The organism is Betaproteobacteria bacterium, from assembly GCA_016791345.1.
GTDB lineage: Bacteria > Pseudomonadota > Gammaproteobacteria > Burkholderiales > JAEUMW01 > JAEUMW01.
The window spans coordinates 1-2,212 of sequence record JAEUMW010000162.1; the positions used below are offsets into that span (position 1 = coordinate 1).

The following is a 2,212-nucleotide window of genomic DNA, read 5'->3' on the forward strand; positions in this document are numbered from 1 at the left end:
GCCGGTGACCAGCACGCGGCCCGCACCGAAGCGGTCGGCGATGAAGCCCGTGAACGGCTGCGTTGCGCCCCACACGAGATTCTGCAGCGCGAGGGCGAGCGAGAAGACTTCGCGGCCCCAGCCGAAGTCGGCGCTCATCGGTTGCAGGAAGAGTCCGAAGGCGTGCCGGATGCCCATCGAAAGCGTCACGATGAGCCCGCCGCAGAGAATCACCACGCCTGGGGTGCGCCAGTTGGTCGTCATTGCCTTTACCTCGATCGATCGCGCTGCGCCGCGCGCGGGGCCGGCTTGGCCGGTGTCGCCGGGACGCTCTGAACGTCCCGCCGCAGAGCGGAAAGGCGCCGCAGCATGTCGTCCAGCGCTTCGTCGCCGACGGCGCTGCGCACCGCCTGCTGGGCCTGCGCCCAAAGCGGCCGGGCACGCGCAATTGCCGCGCTGCCGACTTCCGTCACCACGACGCGGCGCGTGCGCGGGTCGTCACCCGTGGAGATCTCGATCAGCCCCTGCCGCTCCAGCGGCTTCAGATTGCGCGTGAGCGTGGTGCGATCGAGTTCCATCGCCTCGGCCAGTTCGCCGAGACGCGGCTCACCGGCTCTTTCGATCGCCAGCAGCAGCGAAAACTGCGTGACCAGCAGGCCGCTCGGCGCGAGCATCTCGTCGTAGAGCCGGGTGACCGAACTTGCCGCCCGCCTCAAGTTGATGCAGACACATTTCGCCGCCATGTTCCGACGCTCCGTTACGTGTATATACACGTATATTGCGGCGCGCGCTCCGGCTTGTCAACTCGATGCGGGGACTATGGCCTGTTCGGTTACAGGCCCGGTTTCACGTCTTGACCGGATCGGTGCTCACTGCTGCGCGGGCGCGCTTCGCTGACTCGAGCGCCTCCGCTGCGCCTGGATAGACCTTCGGCGACAGACCGTGGCCGCCGAGCTTGAGCCCGAGCATCATGCGCGTGAAGGCGCTCGTGCTGTAGCGGCTGACGTTCGAATAGAAGCGGCTCACCACGTCGCGCACCATCCGCGCATAGTCGTCGGAAAGATCCAGAGGAATGCTGAAGTTGTCGTAGTTCACCACGGTCGCCACCTTGCGGCCGAGCGGGGCCAGGATCGATTCGACCTGCTGGCGGATCGCCTCGATGTCGTCCTTCGACTTGATTTCGAGGTTTTCGAAATTGATGAAGAAGAGGTTCTCCTCCGGGTCGTAGCGGAAGCGCGACTCGAGCGGCACGCGCATCATGTCGTTGCGCAGCCCCATCGGCTCCGGCCGGAAGATGCGTGCGTCCATGAGCGGCACGGGGCCGCGAATCACCGGCTTGAAGTCCATGAAGGGCAGGATGTCGCGTTCGATGTCGATGCCGGGGGCGACTTCGACCAGTTCCAGCCCCTCCTCGCACAGCCGGAAGACGCAGCGCTCGGTGACGTAGAGGACCGGCTGGCCGCGGCTCACCGCTACCTTGCCGCTGAAGGTCTTGTGCTCGACCTCGCTCACGAACTTGCGCGCCTTGCCTTCGGAGACGATGCGCACCGCGCCATTCTCGATGGCGATGGCAAGCCCGCCCGCCGTGAAAGTGCCGGTGAACACCACCTTCTTCGCGTTCTGGCTGATGTTGATGAACCCGCCGGCACCCGCGAGTTTCGGTCCGAACTTGCTCACGTTGAGATTGCCTTCCCGGTCGGCCTGGGCCAAGCCGAGGAAGGTGGCATCGAGGCCGCCGCCGTCATAGAAGTCGAACTGGCTCGGCTGGTCGATGACCGCGGCCGTGTTCACCGCGGCCCCGAAGTCGAGCCCGCCCGCAGGCACGCCACCGACGACTCCGGGTTCTGCCGTGAGCGTCATCAGGTCGATGATCTTTTCCTCGTTCGCCACCGCCGCGATGCCTTCGGGCATGCCGATACCCAGGTTCACGACGCTGTTCGGGGAAAGTTCGAGCGCGGCACGACGCGCGATGACCTTGCGCTCGTCGAGTTCCATCGGCGGCAGCGATTCCACCGGCACGCGGATCTCGCCGCTGTACGCAGGGTTGTACTGGGTGGCGAAAGTCTGCCAGTGATTCTCGGGCTTGGCGACAACGACGCAGTCCACGAGAATGCCCGGCACCTTCACGTCGCGCGGATTGAGCGAATTGCGCTCGGCGACGCGCTCGACCTGGGCGATGACGTAACCGCCGCAGTTCTTCACCGCCGTGGCGATTGCCAGCACTTCGAGCGTG

The 2,212-nt window shown here is 65.6% G+C and carries 3 protein-coding genes; all 3 read right to left on the reverse strand.

Annotation, left to right across the window (positions count from 1 at the left end; translation table 11 throughout):
* A partial coding sequence (locus JNK68_06470) for an MFS transporter (protein ID MBL8540001.1) occupies window positions 1-243 on the reverse strand: 243 nt, incomplete at its 3' end.
* 5 nt (window positions 244-248) lie between these two features.
* A complete protein-coding gene (locus tag JNK68_06475; GenBank protein MBL8540002.1) occupies window positions 249-722 on the reverse strand; it encodes a winged helix-turn-helix transcriptional regulator in 474 nt (157 codons plus the stop codon).
* A 103-nt stretch (window positions 723-825) separates the two neighbouring features.
* The gene (locus JNK68_06480) at window positions 826-2,202 is read right to left on the reverse strand and encodes a hypothetical protein (GenBank protein ID MBL8540003.1); all 1,377 of its coding nucleotides are present in this window, start codon (window positions 2,200-2,202) and stop codon (window positions 826-828) included.
* Window positions 2,203-2,212 lie beyond the last annotated feature (10 nt).